The 14425-nt window shown below is 36.3% G+C and carries 14 protein-coding genes and 1 tRNA gene; 7 read left to right on the forward strand and 8 right to left on the reverse strand.

Features of this window, described 5'->3' with window-relative positions:
* Nucleotides 1-59 precede the first annotated feature (59 nt).
* The 6 genes from idi (at nucleotide 60) to ESZ48_RS07305 (ending at nucleotide 3433) form a co-directional block, all read left to right on the forward strand.
* Nucleotides 60-581: an isopentenyl-diphosphate Delta-isomerase gene (gene idi / locus ESZ48_RS07280; protein ID WP_129016673.1), complete on the forward strand. Its 522-nt coding sequence runs from the start codon at nucleotides 60-62 to the stop codon at nucleotides 579-581.
* A gap of 2 nt (nucleotides 582-583) precedes the next feature.
* Nucleotides 584-994, forward strand: coding sequence for a 6-pyruvoyl trahydropterin synthase family protein (locus tag ESZ48_RS07285; protein WP_129016674.1), 411 nt, complete (start codon nucleotides 584-586; stop codon nucleotides 992-994).
* 70 nt (nucleotides 995-1064) lie between these two features.
* Nucleotides 1065-2036: a type I phosphomannose isomerase catalytic subunit gene (locus ESZ48_RS07290; protein ID WP_129016675.1), complete on the forward strand. Its 972-nt coding sequence runs from the start codon at nucleotides 1065-1067 to the stop codon at nucleotides 2034-2036.
* Between the two features lie 75 nt (nucleotides 2037-2111).
* Nucleotides 2112-2381 (forward strand): hypothetical protein, encoded by a 270-nt coding sequence (locus ESZ48_RS07295; RefSeq protein ID WP_129016676.1) that lies wholly within the window; start codon nucleotides 2112-2114, stop codon nucleotides 2379-2381.
* 56 nt (nucleotides 2382-2437) lie between these two features.
* Nucleotides 2438-2511: transfer RNA gene (locus tag ESZ48_RS07300), tRNA-Thr, on the forward strand.
* Nucleotides 2512-2749: 238 nt separating this feature from the next.
* Entirely contained in the window at nucleotides 2750-3433 is a 684-nt protein-coding gene (locus tag ESZ48_RS07305; protein WP_129016677.1) for a M15 family metallopeptidase, read from the forward strand.
* Between the two features lie 19 nt (nucleotides 3434-3452).
* Here ESZ48_RS07305 and ESZ48_RS07310 read toward each other — a convergent pair whose 3' ends face one another.
* From ESZ48_RS07310 to ESZ48_RS07330, 5 genes are all read right to left on the reverse strand, one after another.
* Nucleotides 3453-5327 (reverse strand): M1 family metallopeptidase, encoded by a 1875-nt coding sequence (locus ESZ48_RS07310; RefSeq protein WP_129016678.1) that lies wholly within the window; start codon nucleotides 5325-5327, stop codon nucleotides 3453-3455.
* Nucleotides 5328-5377: 50 nt separating this feature from the next.
* Nucleotides 5378-5737 carry a DoxX family protein gene (locus tag ESZ48_RS07315; RefSeq protein ID WP_129016679.1) on the reverse strand — a complete coding sequence of 120 codons (360 nt, stop codon included), beginning with the start codon at nucleotides 5735-5737 and terminating at the stop codon, nucleotides 5378-5380.
* 5 nt (nucleotides 5738-5742) lie between these two features.
* A complete protein-coding gene (locus ESZ48_RS07320; RefSeq protein WP_129016680.1) occupies nucleotides 5743-6726 on the reverse strand; it encodes a hypothetical protein in 984 nt (327 codons plus the stop codon).
* Between the two features lie 215 nt (nucleotides 6727-6941).
* Nucleotides 6942-8183, reverse strand: coding sequence for a DEAD/DEAH box helicase (locus tag ESZ48_RS07325; protein WP_129016681.1), 1242 nt, complete (start codon nucleotides 8181-8183; stop codon nucleotides 6942-6944).
* A gap of 65 nt (nucleotides 8184-8248) precedes the next feature.
* Nucleotides 8249-8401: an SsrA-binding protein gene (locus tag ESZ48_RS07330; RefSeq protein WP_129016682.1), complete on the reverse strand. Its 153-nt coding sequence runs from the start codon at nucleotides 8399-8401 to the stop codon at nucleotides 8249-8251.
* A gap of 618 nt (nucleotides 8402-9019) precedes the next feature.
* Between ESZ48_RS07330 and ESZ48_RS07335 the strand changes: the two genes are divergently transcribed.
* Nucleotides 9020-11008: an endonuclease gene (locus ESZ48_RS07335; RefSeq protein ID WP_129016683.1), complete on the forward strand. Its 1989-nt coding sequence runs from the start codon at nucleotides 9020-9022 to the stop codon at nucleotides 11006-11008.
* A 73-nt stretch (nucleotides 11009-11081) separates the two neighbouring features.
* Here ESZ48_RS07335 and ESZ48_RS07340 read toward each other — a convergent pair whose 3' ends face one another.
* The 3 genes from ESZ48_RS07340 to ESZ48_RS07350 form a co-directional block, all read right to left on the reverse strand.
* Nucleotides 11082-12857 (reverse strand): M56 family metallopeptidase, encoded by a 1776-nt coding sequence (locus tag ESZ48_RS07340; protein ID WP_190246212.1) that lies wholly within the window; start codon nucleotides 12855-12857, stop codon nucleotides 11082-11084.
* Between the two features lie 110 nt (nucleotides 12858-12967).
* On the reverse strand, nucleotides 12968-13363 hold the full coding sequence (locus ESZ48_RS07345) for a BlaI/MecI/CopY family transcriptional regulator (protein WP_129016685.1): 396 nt from the start codon (nucleotides 13361-13363) through the stop codon (nucleotides 12968-12970).
* Between the two features lie 173 nt (nucleotides 13364-13536).
* A complete protein-coding gene (locus tag ESZ48_RS07350; protein ID WP_129016686.1) occupies nucleotides 13537-14424 on the reverse strand; it encodes a hypothetical protein in 888 nt (295 codons plus the stop codon).
* Nucleotide 14425 lies beyond the last annotated feature (1 nt).

Raw genomic sequence — 14425 nt, forward strand, 5'->3', positions numbered from 1 at the left:
TTTTAATTTTAAGTTAACATTGGTGCTTTTTATAACTTTTGTTGGTATTTTTGTAAGCTATGACTGAAGAAAGAGTAATTCTCGTTAATGAAAAAGACGAGCAAATTGGCTTAATGCCAAAGATGGAGGCGCACGAAAAAGCACTTTTACACCGCGCTTTTTCCGTGTTTATTTTTAATAATAAAAATGAGCTGATGTTGCAGCAACGTGCGGCACACAAATACCATTCGCCATTGCTTTGGGCAAACACCTGTTGTAGTCACCAACGTGATGGAGAATCCAATATTCAAGCAGGTAAGCGCAGATTGCAAGAAGAAATGGGTTTTGTGACGGAATTGGAAGATACCATTTCATTTATTTATAAAGCTCCTTTTGACAATGGTTTGACTGAACATGAGTTTGACCATGTGATGATTGGAAATTATGAAGACGACCCAGTTATCAATCCAGATGAGGTTGCCGCTTGGAAATGGATGCCTTTAGAGGATGTTAAAAACGACATGCTAAAACAGCCAGAGATTTATACAGAATGGTTTAAGATCATTTTCGATAAATTCTACGAACATATAAATAGAGGATAATCATGATTGTTACGGTTAGCAGAAAAGCACATTTTAATGCCGCACATAGACTTTTTAGAAAGGATTGGAGCGATGAGAAGAATGCTGAGGTTTTTGGTAAATGCAGTAATCCCAATTACCATGGGCATAATTATGAATTGACCGTAAGCGTTACTGGTGGTATTGATCATGAGACCGGATTTGTGATGGACCTGAAAGTGTTGAAGGACATCATAAAGGAAGAAATTGAAGATTATTTGGACCATAAGAATTTGAATATTGAGGTGGAAGAATTTAAAACTTTAAATCCCACCGCCGAAAATATTGCGGTTGTGATTTACGACAAAATAAAACCAAGATTGAAGTCTACACTTGATCTGACCATTACCTTATACGAAACTCCTCGTAATTTTGTAACCTATTCAGGAACATAACTCATCGAAAATCATAAAGTTTCACCCTAAAATCTTGAAACCTTTCGTTTTTAATAAAAAATAAATCATTGTGAAAAACCCACTCTATCCCTTAAAGTTCCAACCCATCCTGAAAGATAAAATTTGGGGAGGTGAAAAATTAAAAACCTTATTGCATAAAGATTCACAATTACCGAATGTTGGTGAGAGTTGGGAAATCAGTGATGTGGAAGGTGATACTTCAATCGTTTTAAATGGAAGTTTGGAAAACCAATCCTTAAAACATTTGTTGAGCACTTACAAGGGTGATCTGATTGGAGAAAAGAACTATAAACAGTTTGGAAATAAGTTTCCGTTATTGATCAAGTTTATAGATGCCAAAGAAGATTTGTCCATTCAATTGCATCCCAATGATGAATTGGCAGCAAAACGTCACAATTCTTTCGGGAAAACCGAAATGTGGTATGTGATGCAAGCCGATCAAGATGCCAATTTGATTGTGGATTTTAATCAGAAAATGACGCCTGAGCTTTATCTCGAACATCTCAATAACAAATCACTTACCGAAATCCTCAATTTTGACAAAGTGAAAGCGGGAGATACCTATTTTATTGAAGTAGGTCGTGTACACGCTATTGGCGCTGGGGTTTTGTTGGCAGAAATTCAACAAACCAGTGATATTACGTATCGTATTTATGATTGGGATCGAACCGATGATTTCGGTAATGAGCGTGAGCTTCATACAGATTTGGCCATAGATGCCATTGGATTTGATATGGAAGATAATTTCAGGGTCACTTACAACAAGACCGCCAATCATTCCAATCCTATGGTGACTTGTCAGTATTTTACAACAAATTATTTAAAAGTTGATCAAGCACTTCAAAAGGAAAACACCTACGATTCCTTCATTATTTATATATGCGTGGAAGGAGAGGCTGAAATTAAGACGGATAACTATTCTGAAGTTATTAAAAAAGGAGAGACCATCTTGCTTCCAGCGGCAGTTAGTACTTACCAAATCATCTCCAAGGACGCCACATTATTGGAGGTTTACGTTTAGTTAAAATATACACAATCCCTGATACATGGGTTGTTATAATTGTTTACTTTTGTAAAAATTTTAAAAAATATAAAAATGGCAAATGTTAGAGACCTAAAAAAGGATATTAATTATGTTTTAGGCGATATTATTGAAGCAGCTTATGTATGGGAGTATGCACACACTGGCAAAGACACAAAGAAAACTGAAGCTATTGTTGACGAAGCCATCAACACTTTTGATGAATTGATTGCAAAAGTCAATGAGAAAAAAGTGGAGAACAAAAAAGCGCATTTCAAAGCTATCAATGCTGAATTGGAAACAAAAGGTCATGCGTTGATTGAAAAAATCAATGCTTTAAATTAATTTATTTTAAAAGATTTGCAAATATGGTTTTCAAGATTATATTTGCAGTCTCTTACGCCGATGTAGCTCAGCTGGCTAGAGCAGCTGATTTGTAATCAGCAGGTCGTGGGTTCGAGTCCCTCTATCGGCTCTTTGAAAAAACCTCTCATTTTTGAGAGGTTTTTTGTTTTCTATATTTTAGCAAACGTTTCATTTCTGTTTGTATTCAGAATGAATAGTTGGCTTCATTAATCTTCAAATAGATTTCGACACTTTTTCAAATCCTATATTTTTGGAAACGACATCACCGCTGAATTTGAGTCTCATCGTTGTCTTTTTTAAACTGAGGATAAGCGCATAATGTTTATTTTATTTAACTTAGCATCACTATGGGGAAAAACAAAGGATTGCTTTTAGTGCTGATTCTGTTGAGTTTTGCATTTGTAAAATCGCCAGTTGCGCAATTACCTGAAGGGTTTGTATATGTTAAAGATCATATTCCTGATTTGGACGTAGAGTTACGGTATTTTACTACTAATAATTTTATAGGGAAGCCTATTGAAGGGTATAAGTCCAACAAATTGATTTTTACTACTGAAGCCACAAAAGCCTTGAAAAAAGTACAGGAAGATCTCCGAAACCAAAATCTGTGCTTAAAAGTATATGATGCTTATCGGCCACAGCGCGCGGTGGATCATTTTGTGCAATGGTCAAAAGATTTGTCAGATACGATCCAGAAGCCTGAGTTTTATCCTGAGGTCGATAAACAGTTTTTATTCAGGGACGGCTATATTGCTTCAAAATCCGGACATAGTAGAGGTAGCACTATAGATTTAACCATCCTTGATGCTAATACTGGAGAACCTTTGGATATGGGCGGACCCTATGATTTCTTTGGCGAACAATCTTGGTTGGATTATACCGATCTGACAGAAGTCCAACTGCAAAACCGACAAATTCTACAAGATGTAATGCTGAAACATAATTTCAGGAATTACCCGAAAGAATGGTGGCATTTTACCTTAAGATGGGAGCCCTTTCCAGATACTTATTTTGATTTTTTGGTGGAATAGAACATTTTATTTTAATGTCCTATTTGATCACTTCTTCGTCAGGTTCAAATCCCAATAGTTCATCAATAGTTTTTACAGTAACCGAATGATATTTTGGTCGTGATTTCTCGTAAATTTTTAAAGCATCGTCCATTCTATTATTTCTTTTGAAGGCTTTGAAAATTGTTTCCACATACCAACGACGTCCTACGGAATTTAGGAATTCGGAAATTTTAGCATCCACGTTTTTTCCGTGATAATCATGATTTAAAGCCTGTTCATACCAAACCATTTGAATATAGGAGTTTGAAGAATTGGTGAGGTTTAATAGATCGTCCAGTTTCTTCATTTGCTCCACTGTCATGGTCGCAGGGAAGTTTCTGATGAAATGTACCCATTCTTGAGGTGTCCAATCTTTAGTAACCTCTTTGTCAAAATTATTGTTTACGATGAAATCTTGAAGGATATTTTCGACATTTTTCAACTTGTCAGAAGTTATGATGGCTTGATTTTTTGGAACGCCTGGCTGATGGATCCATTCATCCGTATTAAAAGTAATCTTATTTTTTTCTAATAAATTCGTCTTGAGGTAAGTCACAAACTTCTCTGTGGTCATTGTTGAGAAGGCATGTTCTTTAAAATACTGTTTTAGAAAAGCATCAAATTGGTCACGACCCACAGTTTCTTCCAAAGTTCTTAAAAACAGGTAGCCTTTATCATAGGCGATGCTGTTCATGGCATCGTCAGGATTTTTACCTTTTAAATTGAGTTTTAGTTTAGTGGCATTTGGAGTATCTTTTAAGTTCTCCAACTCGTCGTCCAAATCCTGTCCGCTGATCAGTGCGAGCATATCGGCACGTTCTTTCCCGTAAACGGCTTCCATGATGCGCATTTCAAAATACACAGTAAAGCCTTCGTTGATCCAAAAATCATTCCAAGTGGTATTCGTAACCAGGTTGCCAGACCATGAATGAGCGAGCTCATGCGCAATCAATGAGGTTAAGCTTTTGTCGCCTGCAATGACCGTAGGCGTGGCAAAAGTCAATCTCGGATTTTCCATGCCACCGAAAGGAAAACTCGGGGGAAGAACAATAACGTCAAACTGTTCCCAAACATATTTACCGTAGAGGTGTTCTGCGGCCGAAACCATTTTTTCCATGTCAGAAAACTCATCGTAGGCTTTGTTGAGCATCGATTTCTCAGCATAAACACCGGTACGCTCGCTAATCGCTTTATAACTTAAATCGCCTACTGCCAATGCAATTAGGTAAGCAGGAATGGCTTGTTTCATTTGGAAATGGTATAAGCCATTTTCGTTTTTTTCCTTAGGATTTTCTGCGCTCATTACGGCCATCAACCCTTTGGGCACTTGCACATTGGCCTCATAGGTCATACGTATTTGCGGACTATCCTGAATGGGGATCCAAGTTCTCGTTAAGATAGCTTGGCCTTGTGTGAATAGAAAAGGCTTGGTTTTATTAGCCGTTTGTTCTGGTTTTAGCCATTGTAATGCTTCGGTGTCTTTTGTGGTTTTATAGACGATTTCAATTTTCTTGGTATTTTTTCCGATGGTAATGGTGAGTGGCTGGCCCATTATTTTGTCGTTGGCTCCCAGTGAAAATTCGGTTTCTTTCCCATCGGCCATAACAGACTGAATATCCAAGTGTTTTGAATCTAAAATGATCTGTGTGCTGTTATTGTTTACAATATCATAAGTTGCTTTTCCCTTTATAATTTCGTTTTCAAAATCCACCGTAATATCCAGATTTAAGTGGTTGATAAACGCATTGTTTGGTTTGGCATAAGAGTGTGGCTCTTCCACATAACTGTAAACAATTGCTTTCTCTTCTTTAGGTTGTGCGCAGCCCGCCATAATAAAAAGGATTAAATAAAATAAAGATTTTGGAGTGTTCATGGCAATTTTATACGATTAAGTGATCTAAGATAATATTTTATTGGTTGACATTAGAGTTGGAAATACCAAAAAGCCCAATACATTAATCCGAATTGTAAAGGAATTCGCAATAGTAAAATCCATACCGGAATGCCAGCCCCTGCTTTTTTACTTGTTAACATATAATAATGCACGATTAGAAATACAACGAGCATTGCTATAATACCTGATATGGCAAGGTTTTTTGTTGACGGGAAACACAGGCCAATACCTAACAATATTTCAGCTATCCCGCTTAGGATAACCAAGAGTTTAGGATTGGGTAAATATCTTGGCATGATGCGCAAATACATTTTCGGTCTGATAAAATGCATGGTGCCGGCAAAAATATAGATTGCTGCCATTAAGTAGAGATGCCAAGGATATATCATGAATTTCAGTCTTTATATACATTAAAAGTGAGTCCGATGCCGTAATTGTTTAATCCTGATTGGAGAAGAGTCGATTGGAAATTATTGCCCCTCTCAAATAATGTCCAATTATTTTCATTGACAAAAACGCGTTTGATGTAGGTTTTATGCCCTGAAATTTTATCGGTAAAAGGTAGGAGTGGTCTAAAATTGGTCGGAATTTTTATAATACTGCCATAATTGGATTTGATTTCCTTGTATTTTTTGTTGGACAATAGTTTTCCTTTATCGTCCGTATAGCCAAGAACTTGTAAGGATACGAATACACCCGATTTCGGAATGAAGATGTCTTCATCGGAAACGTCCAAAGTAAATTTGTCGCCATCTTTCTCAGTCGCTCGGAAAACAATGGTTCGAAGGATGATTTCTTTCCCTGGAAGACCGTTTTCATTGTTGTAAAATTTCACCTTAAACAAGGTTGAAAAAGGTTTTTTATCGGCATTGGAACGTTTTCGTTTATCCCAATCTTTGGACTCTAGGGTAATAGGGAAGTGGACTTTGGTGATTTTTTTTAATGACTCGTCCGGATTATTGAAAAAAACGGCGATTTCAGATTCTATAGTGGGCAACCAACAATGGTGATATTCATCATCTAAATAAGGTTTGATGTCTTCGACTTTAAATTTCCGATCTATTTTCGCGGTAATAAATACTTCATCCAAAGCATTTACTTCTGTATGCATCAGTAGAGTTTCAGGTAAATTTGCTGTTGCCACCTTGAGGTCTTTAAATCCTAAGGCAGAAATATAGAGCGAGTCAATATCTGGATAAAGCTTTTTTGTAAAGGTAAATTGCCCTTCATCGTTTGCAAATAAGCCATTTCCGTTGTTAAAGGAGACCGTAGCATAAGACACCGGGTAATTGGTTTGTGCATCTTTTATGGTGGTTTGAGCGAAACTTAGGCTCACATAAAATAATAACAAATAAAACGGTGATGATTTATAATTCATAGGGGATGTTGTCTTTAATATGACGTTTTTTTTAAACGCTGTTAACCTTACGGTTTGCATACCATTGTTTTCGATTTTTTTCTTTAAGAGTTGCTTTTTAAAGTTCAAGACTTTAAAGATACATTTATTAATAAAAAAAACGGCTAACAAAATGTTAACCGTTTAATGTTATAGTTTCAAACTTGGATCTCCATGCTTCCAACTTGACACTTTATTTAATACCAACGTTTTTTATTGCTTTTTGACCCTTGTCCTTTGCGCCCTTTTTTATGTTTACTTCCTGTTTTTTTAGAGGTATGAATTATCGGTTTCGCTTTAGGATCTAAAGGATAAGGATGATCTTCTTCAACGGGAATTTGAATGTTGATCAATTGCTGAATGCTTTTGATATAGCCTTTTTCATCCGCAGAACATAAGGAATACGAGTTGCCAAAATGCTCTGCACGTCCCGTTCTTCCAATACGATGTACGTAAGTTTCAGGCACGTTTGGGATATCAAAATTAACTACGGCGTCTAGCTCATTAATATCAATGCCTCTTGCCGCAACGTCTGTGGCGATAAGAATATTGGCCTCGCCATGCTTGAATTTGCTTAAAGCAGCTTGTCTATCACTTTGGGTTTTATCACCATGAAAACTCTCCACTTTATATCCGTTTTTTAATAGAGTTTGCTCAAGTTTTTCCACCCCAAATTTGGTGCGTCTAAAAATAAGAATATTCCCTTTGATGGTATTGCGCAATAGATGAAGGCACAATTCTATTTTATCCTGTTTTGGTACATAATATAGCACTTGGCTCACGTTTTTTGCCACAGATGAAGTGGGTGTTACTTCCACACGTTCCGGCGACTTTAAAATGGAGTTAGCCAATTGTTCTACCTTGAAAGGCATGGTAGCAGAAAAGAGCAGAGTTTGCTTTTCTTCCGGGCACAAACGCTCAATTTTTGAAACTTCATCTATGAAACCCATATCCAGCATCAAATCGGCTTCATCTAAAACTAAAATTTCGATATGATCCAAATTGATCTGATCTTGTTTATGCAAATCGAGCAACCGTCCAGGAGTGGCGATCACAATGTCAACGCCTTTTTTAAGAAGGTCAATTTGCGGATCAATGGAAGCTCCTCCAAAAATTACCATTGTTTTTAAATTGGTATAGGCACTGTAAGTCTTAAAGTTTTGGGCAATTTGTATGGCCAATTCTCGTGTTGGACTAATGATTAGCGCTCTAACTTTCTTTGCTTTTTTAGCTTCGTCCTGATGGTCAAAAAGAAGCTGTAAAATTGGAAGTGCAAATGCAGCAGTTTTACCCGTGCCCGTTTGAGCAGAGGCAATCACATCTTTTTTGGCCAAAACCAATGGGATGGTCTTTTCCTGTACTAAGGTGGGAGTTTGGTAACCAGATTCGGCTACTGCTTTTAAGATAGGTTTATTGAGTTGTAAGTCCTTAAATGACATTTATAATTATTTTCTGCAAAGATAGCAGAAAATACAGTGGAAATTTAGGGATGGTCGGTGTGCTTTTAATCTATTGCGTTTTTTGTTACGAATACGCGCCAACCAATGATGGCCATTTGTAGTTTGGAAGCTTTTGAAAGATCAAGTTGGCGTTTTGAATAGCTTGGAAGTAGTGTCTTATTGATTTTTGCCAAGAATTTAAAAAAACTTCTTTTCATAGTGCCCTGCTTGTAAAGTTGATGCTTTTATGACGCATCTGTAACAAAGATAGAAATTTAAGTCCTGAAAATTATTAAAATGAAAGTTGTTTCGTTAAAACTAAGGTTAAAACTCATTCTAGACTGAGTTTTTCTTAGTTTTTACATTTAGCTAATCGAAAAAATAATGACGATTATAATTTTGGCAAGTGTGATCATAATAGTAGTGTTTTAAAGGTTAGTATTTTGTTTCGAATTGCAATTGTCTTTTCAATATATAGGTTTTGAAAATGATGTTCCTAATGTTTTACTGGATATTAATGTGTTTGACTTTAAACTTGTAATTAAAATAATGGTTTCTATTTCACTTGGACACAAGTAATATTTGTTCCTGTTGGTTTATGTAATGATAAATGTATGATTGTATTCTTTACTGTTAGTTTGGAAGAGTGTTTTTTCGGTCATTTTCAAAAACTCAGGGGGAATTTATCCCAAAAACTTGCAATTTTCGTGTTTTCATCTTTCTGATGACCTCTTGTTCAAGTTTTTTTGAATTTCAGAAATTGTTAAATTCATTGTTTATGGAGTGGCAATGTTTTTCATATGCGTCTGTTATGTATCTTTATTAAAAACCTCATAATGAAACACATAGCTTTAATTCTTCTTTTTCTGTTCTTTTCAACGATAACCTACGCGCAGGTGGTCATTTATGAATTGGATTGCGATACGCCAAGTATCGACGACAAGGAGTTTGTAGAACTCCTCTCTGAAACGCCAAACTTTCCATTGGATGGTTATGTCCTGGTGTTTTTTAACGGTTCAATGTCTGGTGGCAATACGAGTTATTTGGCATTGGATTTGGCCGGTTATGAAACTGATATTAACGGATTGTTGCTTATTGGAAGTAAGTTTGTGGTTCCAACACCCCAATATTTAATACCAATTTCCGTAATTCAAAATGGTCCTGATGCGGTGGCGCTCTATCGTGGAAATTATGAAGATTTCCCTGATCACACCTTGGCTTATGTGGATGACAATTTGGTTGATGTGCTGGTATATGGTACCAACGATCCTGATGCTACTGGGCTTTTGGATATTTTTAGGGCCTTTGATCCGGATATCGAACAGATCAATGAAGGTCCAAACAACAATACGAACTCCATCCAGCGTGTTGTGGACGATGACGGTGTTGTCACCTACATCACAACAACGCCTACACCAAGGCAATTAAACGATGGTTCTGGAATTGTGCTTAATGGCATTCTGATAAGTATTGAAGAAACACAATATAATGAAGGCGATATTTTTGATATCACGTTTACTACAGAACAAAATGTGACTACAGATGTTACATTTACTTTAAGTTTGGATAACTATGGTTTTAATTCATCTGATTTTACAGGTGATACGGTACTGACAATTCCGAGCGGGTCGAATACTGTAACTACCACGATCTCCATTATTGATGACGATGAAGACGAAGGTGATGAGGTTATGAAAGTGACTGTTTCCGGGTTTCCATCAACATTTTTGTTGCTGAATAACCATTTGGAAATTAGAGTTGTGGATAATGATTTTACTATGGCAACTTTTGGCACACCTATCAATCCAACGTTTGGAATTGTCAAAAGCACGCAGCCTTCCGATTATTACGACAGTTTGGATGGTTTGGCGGATTCAAATTTAAAGCAAGCTATCCAAGATATCATAGCGGAGGAAGATGTGGTAAGGGCGCAAACCTATGCTGATGTTATTGATATTTTAAAAGAGGCCGATCAAAATCCTGAACACAGTAATGAAGTGTGGTTGGTGTATTCTGAAATTGGACGCCCTAAATTAGATTTTCAGACGACGAGTGAAAGTCTTGGTAAATGGAATCGAGAGCATACCTATCCGCGAAGTAGAGGCCGATTTTATAGTATTGATTTGGATGAAATTTTCGATGGCAAGGAGATTTACTGGAATACCAATGCCGATTCCCTTCGGCATGGAAACAGTGATGCACATGCCTTGCGCGCTGCAGATTCTCGCGAAAACATCAGAAGAAGTAATTTGCATTACGGACAGTATACTGGACCAAAAGGGACTTTGGGTAAATTTAGAGGCGATGTGGCACGAGGTGTTTTTTATTTGGCATTACGTTACAACGGACTTGAAATTGTTAATGGATTTCCTGAAGGCACAGAAGGCGAGTTAGGAGATTTGGCAACTTTATTGGAATGGCATCGAAAAGATCCGCCTGACGATTTTGAAATGAACCGAAACAATATCATTTATACTTGGCAAATTAATAGAAACCCATTTATCGATCAGCCTGAATTGGTGGAATATATTTGGGGCAATAGGGTAGGACAGGTTTGGAATCAGGCATTGAGTTTGAAAGATGACAAGGTGCTTCATCTTAGAGTTCATCCCATTCCAACTAGAGACCGACTTTACATCTCAGGAATTAAGAGCGATACGCACATAGAGGTCTTTAGCATCGATAGTCGTAAAGTGATGCAGCATCGTGCGACTGAAGATGTTTCTTTGAGTCTTAACTCAGATTTCGGATTAGCAACAGGTGTTTATCTGATGCGTTTGGAATCACAAGGGAAATCTTTGATTAAAAAGATTGTGGTAGAGTAACAGACAAGAAAGTAATAGATTAAGCCCAAATCGAATTATTGATTTAGGCTTGCTTAATGGTCTTGAATAGTAGTTATTGCTTTTTTGTTGTAATAAGGATAACGCCGTTTTTACCTTTTTCTCCGTACTTTTTAGTAGAAGCTTCATTTTTTAATACATCCACACTTTCGATATTATTTGAATCTATAGTTTCCATTTCTTCTTTGGAAATTTCTTTACCATCTAAAATGTATAATGGTCTTATTCCATTATTAGAAGTAGAGCTCGATTTTTGATTTTCATCTTCAATAATAATGATTATTTCTTCGTTTTTAGTTTTTGAAAAACCATCTTTTTTGGAGGTAATAAGAATCACACCGTTCTCACCTTTTTTTCCATACACTTTAGTGGCAGAATTGTCTTTTAAAACCTCAATATGAGCAATAGAGTTTGGATGAATGTCTTCCATTTCGTCGTTGTTAATTTCTTTTCCATCAAAAATGACTAATGGTGAGGTCTCAGAGTTTTTAAAAATACCAGTTTCACTGTTTGATTTTTTAACATTTATGACTTTATTGTTTTCGTCAATAGTGTTTTTATAGCTGACCTTTTCAGTTGTGTTTTCAATGAAAATCGTATCCTTATTTGTGGCGTCTTTGTTGATTTTATTTCCAGCAATCCGGAAGGAATTCTCTTTAGACTTGGTAGTAGCCTCTGAAATTATTGCTTGTCCGTCTTCATCCATTTCAATTGCGAAGGTTTGACTCAAAGTGCTCACTTGCTCGCCCATTTCAATCCTTCCAGTGGACGGATTCATCGAAATTTCGATAGGCTTAATAGGCTCGGATAATTTTTTAGAATGAACAAGCTTTGTGTTTTTATGATTATAAGCCACCTTGATTCCGGTAATTTCATTTTTTGAATTCCGTGTCAAATTTTTAAAAGAAATATTTGCACCCTTATCTGCAAGCTTCTCTTTAATGAAATCGAGTTGTTGGTCCTTGGTGTCTTTGGTCACCACAAATTTTAAAATATTTTGTTGATCTACTTTCCCGGTTTCTGTCGCATTGGCTGAGGTTTGTGCGATAGTTTCGGTGTTAAAAGTCATGGCAAAAATGACCAATAATGGCAGAATAATACTGTATTTCCAAGTGTTCATAAGGTTTGATTTTGATTTTTGTAGCATAATGATTCGTTTTTTGACTTGTCCGAAAGCGGAGAAAAGCGTGATTTGCTTTCCAAATACTTTCAGACGGATTGTTGAATTATAAAAAGTGTTGACGACTATTAATTTCTGTTCTGGCAAACTGGTTTTAAGCAATAGCTTTTGATAACGTTCATTGCTTTCAGATTGTTTTTGGGTGTGATGGTCCGCAATGAATTCTAAGTTTTGTTTGAGTGCTTTTCTGTACAGCCAGATAAAGGGATTAAACCAAAATAAAGCAGTGGCAAGATCCATTAAAACAGTGTCTAGGCTGTGGTTTTGAGAAGCGTGGATTTTTTCATGCTGTAGAATGAGTTCCAGTTCCTTCTCGTTAAATAGCTTCGGATTAAAAACAATCCATTTAAAAAATGAAAAAGGCGAGATATTCTGCGAGGTCTTTACAAAGGTGTACCTTCCAAGTTTCTCTTTGTCATTTTTAGTGATGAGTTTCATTAATGAAAAGAATTGGATGAGTAATCGACCCAAAATGAAACTCGCACCAAGGGCATAAGACCAAATTATTAAAGAGCTGATATCAAAGAATGGTTCTGGGGTAGTTTGGATGGTTGTCGCAATCATGCTAAAGCCACCAGACGTAGGTGCTGGCATTTCCACATAAATAGGAATCACGATCAATGGAAATAAAATGGCAGTGACCAATCCCATGATTAAAAACCATCGGTTAGCATTAAAAAAAGTTTCCCTCTGCAAAAATAAAATGTAGCACAAGTAAAAAATAGCTAGCAATGCGCTCGATTTTAATAAATAGGCCATAATTAGTGTGTTTCTGATTTTTTGGAATCTTTTCCTACGGCATTTTTCGTCTCAATTAAAGCGATGATTTCCTTGAGTTCATCAATGCTTATTTTTTCTTCCTTTGCGAAAAACGACACCACATTCTTATACGAATTATTGAAATAATTCTCGATGGCGGTACTCATAAAGCGTTTTTTGTAAGCTTCCTTACTAACAATAGGGAAGTATTGATGCGTCTTTCCGTAGGCTTGATAACTCACGTAACCTTTCTCTTCCAAATTTCTAATGATAGTGGATAAGGTGTTGTAGTGTGGTTGATCGTCGGTGATCTCTGCCATGACATCTTTCACGAAAGCTTTTTCAAGCTTCCAGATGATGTGCATGATTTCTTCTTCTTTATTGGTGAGCTTTTCCATAAACTGTATTTTTCATTTTCAAAAACGAGAATATTACTTTTGAAATTCAAATATAACTATTTTTATAGTTATACAACTATTAATGTAGTTTTTAATGAATTTTTTTTTATAGCTATTGTTTTAAACTAAAAACACACCGCTTTGGGTGTGTTTGCTTCTTCATGAATTTGAAATTACTTGTTGTTCCTGGTGGTGGCAATAATTGCGCCGTCTTTTGCTTTTTTGCCATAAATACTAACGGCTGTATCTGGTTGGAGATGATCAACAGTTTTTAAGTTATTCGATTTGGACAAGTGATCCAAGGTTTGAAAATCAGATTCTTCTCCGTCAATTACAATCAGCTTATTTAAGTTTGGATCGTCTTTGAAAATAAATTTGTTAGGCAAAGCGTCATTGTCATGGCCGTCAAAAAACCAAGAAAGATTGTTGCCCAAAAATCCGCTGGATGCCATTTGTTTCTTCATCTGTTCTCTTAACTCGTCCAGATTCAAGGTTTTTCCATTCAAAAAGAAGGCATGATCTTCATCATTAAAAAAATCATCAAAATTGAAATTCCCAAATTGAGACATTCCCGACAGTCCTAAAGAATCTGTATTAAAACTGAATGGCGCCATGTTGGGACGGTTAAAAAATGCCATTGCACCTTGTTCTTTACTGCTTCGTGTGATATAAAGAGTGCCGTCTTTTTTTCCGAATACAATTTGGGGGATGGGAACATTGCTAGACATTTGACTGACCGCTTGATTTCCGTTGGCATCGGTCAGTTCTATTTTTATACCTGTAATTTCACCAGTATCATTGCGTTCTATTTGGGTAAAGGATGCGGTTATCTGTTGTTCTTTTAGTAGTTTTTGAATGTCTTCAAATTCTGAGTTTGAAGTATTGCTATCAATTGTAATAGACGTGTTTTCATCAGGAGATGTGTTTTTAATAATGGACACCTCACTTTTTACAACAGCAGAAGGTGCTAGTTTATGGGCGAATGTTTTCAAAGAAACAAAGCTTATAATAGCCACAGAGATCACGCCCAATCCGAGTTTAATAAATTTAGCAGTTTTCATT

This window comes from Gelidibacter gilvus (assembly GCF_004115975.1).
In the GTDB taxonomy this organism is placed as follows: Bacteria; Bacteroidota; Bacteroidia; order Flavobacteriales; family Flavobacteriaceae; genus Gelidibacter; species Gelidibacter gilvus.

Excerpts from the sequence above, each read along its gene's own strand:
- ESZ48_RS07305 (WP_129016677.1), top strand. The coding sequence starts at position 2,750 with ATGGGGAAAAACAAAGGATTGCTTTTAGTGCTGATTCTGTTGAGTTTT.
- ESZ48_RS07335 (WP_129016683.1), top strand. The coding sequence starts at position 9,020 with ATGAAACACATAGCTTTAATTCTTCTTTTTCTGTTCTTTTCAACGATA.
- ESZ48_RS07320 (WP_129016680.1), bottom strand. The coding sequence starts at position 6,726 with ATGAATTATAAATCATCACCGTTTTATTTGTTATTATTTTATGTGAGC.
- idi (WP_129016673.1), top strand. The coding sequence starts at position 60 with ATGACTGAAGAAAGAGTAATTCTCGTTAATGAAAAAGACGAGCAAATT.
- ESZ48_RS07310 (WP_129016678.1), bottom strand. The coding sequence starts at position 5,327 with ATGAACACTCCAAAATCTTTATTTTATTTAATCCTTTTTATTATGGCG.
- ESZ48_RS07325 (WP_129016681.1), bottom strand. The coding sequence starts at position 8,183 with ATGTCATTTAAGGACTTACAACTCAATAAACCTATCTTAAAAGCAGTA.
- ESZ48_RS07340 (WP_190246212.1), bottom strand. The coding sequence starts at position 12,857 with ATGGGATTGGTCACTGCCATTTTATTTCCATTGATCGTGATTCCTATT.
- ESZ48_RS07350 (WP_129016686.1), bottom strand. The coding sequence starts at position 14,424 with ATGAAAACTGCTAAATTTATTAAACTCGGATTGGGCGTGATCTCTGTG.
- ESZ48_RS07345 (WP_129016685.1), bottom strand. The coding sequence starts at position 13,363 with ATGGAAAAGCTCACCAATAAAGAAGAAGAAATCATGCACATCATCTGG.
- ESZ48_RS07315 (WP_129016679.1), bottom strand. The coding sequence starts at position 5,737 with ATGATATATCCTTGGCATCTCTACTTAATGGCAGCAATCTATATTTTT.
- ESZ48_RS07330 (WP_129016682.1), bottom strand. The coding sequence starts at position 8,401 with ATGAAAAGAAGTTTTTTTAAATTCTTGGCAAAAATCAATAAGACACTA.
- ESZ48_RS07285 (WP_129016674.1), top strand. The coding sequence starts at position 584 with ATGATTGTTACGGTTAGCAGAAAAGCACATTTTAATGCCGCACATAGA.
- ESZ48_RS07295 (WP_129016676.1), top strand. The coding sequence starts at position 2,112 with ATGGCAAATGTTAGAGACCTAAAAAAGGATATTAATTATGTTTTAGGC.